At 54.1% G+C, this 7,011-nt stretch carries 5 protein-coding genes and 1 pseudogene; 2 read left to right on the forward strand and 4 right to left on the reverse strand.

Going from position 1 to position 7,011, the window contains the following annotated elements; translation table 11 throughout:
* Positions 1-227 (reverse strand): annotated as a pseudogene (locus tag ACP5PX_RS07000) (hypothetical protein); the annotation flags it as partial.
* 115 nt (positions 228-342) lie between these two features.
* Between ACP5PX_RS07000 and ACP5PX_RS07005 the strand changes: the two are divergent.
* Entirely contained in the window at positions 343-1,593 is a 1,251-nt protein-coding gene (locus ACP5PX_RS07005; protein WP_428085255.1) for an ISH6 family transposase, read from the forward strand.
* Between the two features lie 365 nt (positions 1,594-1,958).
* Here ACP5PX_RS07005 and ACP5PX_RS07010 read toward each other — a convergent pair whose 3' ends face one another.
* The 3 genes from ACP5PX_RS07010 to ACP5PX_RS07020 all read right to left on the reverse strand — a co-directional run bounded on the left by ACP5PX_RS07010 (position 1,959) and on the right by ACP5PX_RS07020 (position 4,327).
* Positions 1,959-3,548 carry an SEC-C metal-binding domain-containing protein gene (locus ACP5PX_RS07010; protein WP_428085256.1) on the reverse strand — a complete coding sequence of 530 codons (1,590 nt, stop codon included), beginning with the start codon at positions 3,546-3,548 and terminating at the stop codon, positions 1,959-1,961.
* Between the two features lie 150 nt (positions 3,549-3,698).
* On the reverse strand, positions 3,699-3,998 hold the full coding sequence (locus ACP5PX_RS07015) for a zinc-ribbon domain containing protein (RefSeq protein WP_428085257.1): 300 nt from the start codon (positions 3,996-3,998) through the stop codon (positions 3,699-3,701).
* An 86-nt stretch (positions 3,999-4,084) separates the two neighbouring features.
* Complete coding sequence (locus tag ACP5PX_RS07020; RefSeq protein ID WP_428085258.1) at positions 4,085-4,327, reverse strand: nucleotidyltransferase domain-containing protein; 243 nt, start codon at positions 4,325-4,327, stop codon at positions 4,085-4,087.
* Between the two features lie 452 nt (positions 4,328-4,779).
* On the opposite strand from ACP5PX_RS07020, the gene ACP5PX_RS07025 reads away from it, so the two are divergent.
* Entirely contained in the window at positions 4,780-6,900 is a 2,121-nt protein-coding gene (locus tag ACP5PX_RS07025; protein ID WP_428085259.1) for a helicase C-terminal domain-containing protein, read from the forward strand.
* The last annotated feature ends 111 nt before the right edge of the window (positions 6,901-7,011 follow it).

A 7,011-nucleotide genomic window follows, 5' to 3' on the forward strand; every position in this document is an offset into this window, starting at 1 on the left:
CTCTCCTTCCGTTCCTCAATATCTGGACCGATGACCTCTCTGAGGACCTTTTCGAGCCTGCGGTTCTGCTTCCTTAGCTCGTGATTCTGCTCTCTGAGTTCTTGATTCTGCTTTTCTAATGATTCTATCCGATGAACCAAAATATCGATAAAAAGCTTGAGCCGCGCGTGCTCGTCCACCAATTTTCGGACGTCGTCCGGAATTTCTATGCGCTGATTTTCTTGCATGTGCTGGACCTTCTATCACCGCTCTCCTCGGCCCAGCCAACCTCCGAAAAATTTGGTAGTGTCCCAAGATCGGTTGAAATTTTGAGGAACCTCCCGCCAAGTCAGCTGGGGGGTGATGAGGATGAAAATAACATTGGAAATAAACATCGAATGTGAAAACATAAACCTGATGGGGCTGATAAATCAGATCAAGGGGCTGGAGCGCGAGTGCGCCCGGCAGGTCATCAACGCCATTCAAGAGCATGAGCTGAGGCGGTTGTGTGGAGAGCGCTATGAGCGGACCGGTTACCAGCGGTGCGGGCACAGGACGCGCACCCTCACGACGAGCATCGGGACCCTTGAACTCAAGGTGGCGAGGGTGAGGGACAAGCGCACGGGGAGGGTCTTCAGCCCCCTTGAGAAGGTGCTCGGAATGCCGAAGCGGAAGATCATCCTGGGCGACGTGTCCCTCGAATCGATCGAACAGATCCACAAGCTCAGCTACCGGAAGGCCGTGGAGACGGTGAGGCAGCTCTCCCGCTCGAACCTCAGCAAGTCGACCCTGTGGAGGCGCGTGCAGGAGCTGGACCTTGGAACCGAGCCGAGGACAGACGTGGACATCCTGCTGGTCGACGACACGAAGGTCTACAGCCAGGAGAAAAGGCCGTTTAACTACTTGCAGCTGGTGCTCGGTCAGAACACCGAGAGGGGCGAGTACTCCCTCCAGTTCGCCGGGGTGAACGAGGATTGGTCGGAAATCAGGAAAAAGCTCGAATCCAGGCTCGATCTGTCAAAAATATACGTCGTCTGCGACTCTGACCGAGAGATAAACAACGCCTTCCAGGGGGTCAGGGGCATCCAGATCTGCCACTTTCACGCTGTGAGGTACGCCGACTACTCCCTCTGGACGGAGGGAGCACCCAAGAACTTCAGGAAGAAAATGCGCGGGATCCTCCAGTCGAGGCTCTGCATCCTCCAGAACTCGGTTGAACACTTCTGGCGTGACCGCGACACCGAAAGGCTGACGGGCCGAGTAGAGTGGTTCCGCCAGGAGCTCGACCGGTGGGCAGAGCGGGCTGAGGCCAGGGGTTACTCCTCGGCCGCGGGTTATGTGCGGCGCGTGCGGGAGAGCCTCCTGACCTTTGCGGAGGCAGCCCTGCGAGGAGACCGCGTGCCGTACACGAACAACCGCGAGGAGCGGGAGTTCAGGGAGAACGCCTATCGCACCAAGCGGATAGGCGCTCGCTGGTCGGGGGACGGGCTCCTCCAAGTGAGCCTCTGCCAGCTCCTTTCCAGGCTGGAGGAGGGGGTTTTAAACAAAGTGAAGGAGGTGTATCTGGGCGAGAGAGGTGTGCTCAGCTACAATGTCGGCCTGGCGGGAGTCTGAATTTCAACCATTCGCGGGACACAAGGAAAGGATTAAGCCCCAACTTTTGAAGTCGCTCGTGTGCTACTTGGGTGAAATCTTTTAGTAAGGCATGTATCTTGGAAGCGATGTCATGCGGGAGATCGGAGCTAACAAATGCTGCCAATTTACCCACCATAGTTAAAGTTGCTGGTCTGAATTAAAAAGAAGCGTTAGCACGGTCGGCGCGCTTGGCTAGCTCCTTCAACTTTTGGTAACCCACTATGAAGAACCCTCTGGCTGGCGATGCCGGCCGAGTTCGAGCTGTATCTGCGGTGGTCAGATCAACGCGGGACAGCTCCGCTGGCTGGGTGCGATCCCGACCACATTTTTTATCCGGTCCCCCCTCAAACCTCGCCCATTTCGGCCCGAGCGTCTGTGATCTCTTGTTCGTTGTTTTCAGCACGTTTGTCTTTTCGCCCGGATCTTCTGGTGCTCATTGATCGCTGGAGACCTTTTATTGCTCCCGCCAACCCCATCATCACCAGGTCTCCCTCTTTCATGTTCCGGATGGTGGCCAAATTCTTTTTTGCGATCTCATAGCTTGGTTCGATTGATAGAGCTTTTTCAAGGCACCTGATCGCGGCCCTCTTGGCTCCGAGATTAGCGTAGCAACAGCCGAGGTTACCCCAAGCCTTATAGTTTTCGGGATACATCTCCGTCACTTCCTCAAAAAATCCCGCCGCCTTGGTCCAAGCACCGTTTTTAAACGCCTCAAGGCCCTCGCGGTAAAGTTTCTCGGCCTTGTTAACATCATAATCAGGGACCGGGGATATCCGGACTTGCACGCTGAACTCTCTACTTGGGTTCCCCAGCGCCGCCCGTTCCTCCAAAATCACGTCCATGGGTGTCTTCTGCCCCAGCTCATCCTGCGGCGTCCTGAGCCATCTATCACGAAACTCATCAAAGGCCTTCTGTGCGTCGCTAACGGTTGGGTATTTATCAGGGTTGATATTTCTTTGTGATTCCATTACAAGGGCTCGGAGCAGCATCCTCTCTCTTGGACCGATTGCGGCCCTCGCAGAGGGCGCCATGCCGCCGAACTCGCGTCTGGGAAATTTGTTCCAAAGCTCCTGCAGCAGCTCCAGCGTCTCCTCAAAATCCCGGTTTGATGGAAAATTGAATTTGAAAACCTCAGGGAAGGCCTCCCGCGGATCTCTGGCTTTGTTGATGCGTTTGGCAAGGGTCCGAAAATCGACTTTTATCCCCAACTCGTCCAGTTTCCTCTTCAGTGCGTTTTTTACATCTTCCAAGCTTCCTTCCCCCTTGGACTTCGCCCGAATCATTATTCTCAACGCATCAAAGGCCGTCAGGAGGTGCTCTCTCACCTCATTTCTGGCGTGCCCTAAACTTCGCTTTAACAAATATTCCACTTCTTGGGACCACCGCAGCGCCCCCGGCCCCAAAATGAAGAAACGGTCTCCGTAGGGTGCGACCCGACAGCATATGACCATGCCCTCGGTGGCCCCTTCGCTCCCCCTCTTCTCTTCAACCCAGTATTCCCGCTGGTTGATGAGGTCTTTCAGTTTGAGGCCTTCGCCACGTTTCACCTCAAGAATTTTGAAAATGCTGTGAGAGTTCTTGGAAAAACCCTCGTAAACCGAACGATCTTCGGGAGAGAGCTGAGATTTTTCCATAAAATATTCGAACGGCGTCATGCCAGTCCCCGGCAATCTGTAGTCGAAAACAAATGCGTTTGAAAGCAATGCCATCTCAAATTCATCAAGAGGCGCGTCTCGTGTGAAATCGGCTTCCACAGATGCAAACTCATCTTTTAGCACTTCATTGTTGAAGATCCAGTCCATCGCGCGCTCCACGTAGTCATGCGGTGATTTTGTATGGGTCCCCACGGCTTGCTCTTTGAGTAAACAACACTTCTTGTATTTCTTGCCGCTCCCACACGGGCAGGGATCATTTCTGCCAGGCTTCCGCTTCATTTCAGCTACCAGTTTAGTACGGAAGGCATTTTTTCACATATGATTCTTCCTTCATCGGCTATATGTTGTGTGGTAAATAAATATCTCGATTCTGTAAACGTCAAACAACGAACATCTGATACGCGATGGCGCTAGCGGCGGCCCCAAGAGCTACCACTCCCTTAGCCCCTCCATGCATTCCCGCTCTCTACACTCGGGGCACCGTTTGGGCGGGCTAAATCCAAGTTTCCGATACCATTTCTGTTCTCCACCGGAAAATACGAATGTTTTCCCGCAAACGATGCATTCTATCTCGATATCCTTTAGCACGGGGTATCTCTGCAACTCAACAATGCCCAACTCGGCTTTCCGGGCAAGTAGGCAACTGATGTCGAGACGTGTCCAGAGAAGGTCGATGGGTGACTTGAGGAACACCTTTTCGTCGTATTTAAACTTCGGGTCTTTCTTCAACCGCGGTGGATGGCCACAGCTTGGAACAGAGCATTCGATGGACTCTCCAGGGCACTCCCTGCGGTGGCAGATCCTGCCGAGCAGCTTCAGGGCTTGATCAAAAAGGAAAACCCCCAACCATGATAGTGTCCGCTGATCTGCCGCGCATACATTGCCAGGGTCTCGATCTCATCGAGGTCGCGGACAACAACGGCCAGATCAAGGTCGTTGGGGTAGGGGTCTCCGCCGGCCACCGAACCAACAATAGCTATTTCGAGGACACTCGACAGCTCGCGCGCTTTTTCAGCGAACTCTCTCGCGGCCGCCCTGAGATTTTCGTTTTTGCCCACTTTTCTCACCTAACTAGGCTACTGCACTTGTGCGACCGTGAACCCTTTAAGGCACATATGCTGATTCCTCGCTTCCATCACAACCTCCGTTTTTTCTTTTTCCCCACGCTCTTTTATCTCTTTTTTGAACTTCGTCCGCTTTCAAGCGGGCAAGCCTGCCGCAGCACACCACAGGCTGTTAAGAAGGGGCGGATGAAGAGGATTCTGAATTATCTTGGGCTGAGGTCCGAACTGGGCCGATCGGCGTGACTGTTCTAGATGGCATAATTTTGAGAAAGTACTTTAGCCAAGATGGCGAAAAAGATGGCGGTAAATCTCCAGCCGCAAAAAATTCACCACACAATGTATTCGCGATGAGGATAGATGATTTCTCGATTTTACAAATTTCTGCGCCGTAAAGTATTTTGTTGAAGGAAACCTCTAAAGTATGGAACTCCGAAGGGTGCCGAGGCATGAAAAAGCAATATTTTCCCTACCCCTTTCGGGAGGGACAGAAGGAGTTCATCGAATTCATACGTTCCAATCTCGGAGAAGGAGGGGTTTGCTTAAACGCGGCGACGGGTTTTGGAAAGACTCCCGCGATACTTGCGGCGCTGCTTCCCGAGGGCTGCAACATCATCTGGGCCGTGCGCACCGGAAACGAGACCGACAGGCCCATCGAGGAGCTGAAGGTGATCAACAAGAATGCAGGAAGCAACTTCTTCGGCCTCTCCTACCGCGGGAAAAGGGACATGTGCCTGCTGGCCAGAGAATCGGAACTCGGGGAACTCGATTACGAGGATGTGTCGCTCCTCTGCCGCTCGCAGAAAGGGAACTGCAAATACGACTTCGATGACTTCGATGCCGATGAATTTTTAGAAGCACCTCTGCTCTATTCGGAGATACTGGAACTGTGCAGGACGCGAAAGCTCTGCCCCTACAAGGTGCAGCGCCTGCTATTGGGGTACGCCGATGTGGTCTCCCTGAGCTACAATTACATCATCGACGAGGGGATGGGATGGAGCATCAGGCGCGCCATCCCCTTTGAGGAGAGTTACCTGGTGGTGGACGAGGCCCACAACCTCCAGTACGCGTGCATGAACCTGAACTCAGACCGGATAACCCTAGGCACTGCCGCAGGTGCCCTGAAGGAGATGGAGCAATTCAGCACACCAAAGACGAGGGCACTCAAGGAGTTTCTCCAGGCCCTGAGGAAGGAACTGGAAGGGGTCCTCCAGGGGATGAAGGCCGATGAGGAGGAATTCGAGATCAAACCCTTCCTGAAAGCCTTGCTCAGGGAAACCCGGATAAAACAGGGCGGGCTGAGCGACATCCTCATCTCACTCCAGAGGTACGGGATGAAGATTCGTAAGACCCAGCTGAAGGAGGGGAAAAGGCCTCACTCCTTTCTCCATCACCTTTCGAACTTCTGGCTCGCGGCACTCGAAAACTTGGGCGTGGACGGCATCGCTTTTATCAAGAGGCGGGAAAGGGGAAACCTCGTGCTTGAAATGCTCGACATGCGGGCCGCGGAAGTCCTCCGGCACAGGTGGGGCGAGTTCAAGGGCTGCATCTTCTGCTCTGGGACCCTGAACCCGATACCCGCCTTTGCTGAAACGGTAGGGCTCGAGGAATACCGCGGAAAAAGCTTCCCATCCCCCTACTCGGCCCAGAACGTCGTCTCCCTGATCACGGAGGGGCTCTCAACGAGGGGGGACGAACTGAGCAGACCCATGGCCGAAAGGTACGTTGAGGCCATCGGGGAGTTTATAAGGGAGCTGGACACGAACCTGGCCGTGTTCTCCGCCAGCTACCGGATTCAGAATGACCTGCTCGCGTCAGGATTGAGGGAGGTAATCGAAAACAACGGGAGGAGGTTTTTCCTGGAGGTCCAAGGGATAAGCGGCGACGAGGGCAGAAGAATCCTCGACGAGTTCAAGGATTGCGCGCGTAGGGACAGAAAGGGCGTCCTGTGCGCCACGGCCACCGGCAGGTTTGCCGAAGGCGCCGATTTTCCCGGCCGTGAGTTGGAAGGTATATTCCTAGTAGGCATCCCATTCGAGCGAATGTCGGTGAAGACAAAGTTGTACTTGGAGTACTACGAGAGACTGTATGGGAAGAAGAAAGGAAGCTACCTCGCGTACATCGTGCCGGCCTTGCGGAGGGCCTCGCAATCGCTGGGCAGGGCCCTCCGTTCCAAGGAGGACAGGGCGGTGCTCGTTTGCGGGGACGAGAGGTACAAGGACGGGCGGTTCTTCAGGCTGCTGCCCGACTTCGTTCGCGAGACCGCGGAGGTCATCGAGCCTAAAACCATGCCCGAAAGGCTGAGATCTTGGGCAGATTCCAGACCTAGGGCTCAAGCGCTTGACTCGCTGGCGGTAATCGAGCGCGCAATTTCGGAAAACAGGACGATCTCGATAAAGTACCGGAGTGGAGGAAAACTGACCGAGAGAAGAGTGGACCCCTACGAGATCAGGGAGTCGAAATACCTCATTGGGTATTGCCATCTTCGAGAAGACAGGAGGACATTTCGCATCGACCGTATTGTTGACGTGGAAATGACTCAGGACGTCTTCGGGCGTCAAAGGGCTTGAAAAGGGAGGTTCAACAGCATCCAATAGCTGAGTTTTACTGTAACATACGGTATGTGCTTTGGTTAGTAGCTTTTATGCCTTCTCAAGTTTTTAGTTGGTTGCGGCGGATCG

The organism is Hadarchaeum sp. (SeqCode) (assembly GCF_049969415.1).
GTDB lineage: Archaea > Hadarchaeota > Hadarchaeia > Hadarchaeales > Hadarchaeaceae > Hadarchaeum.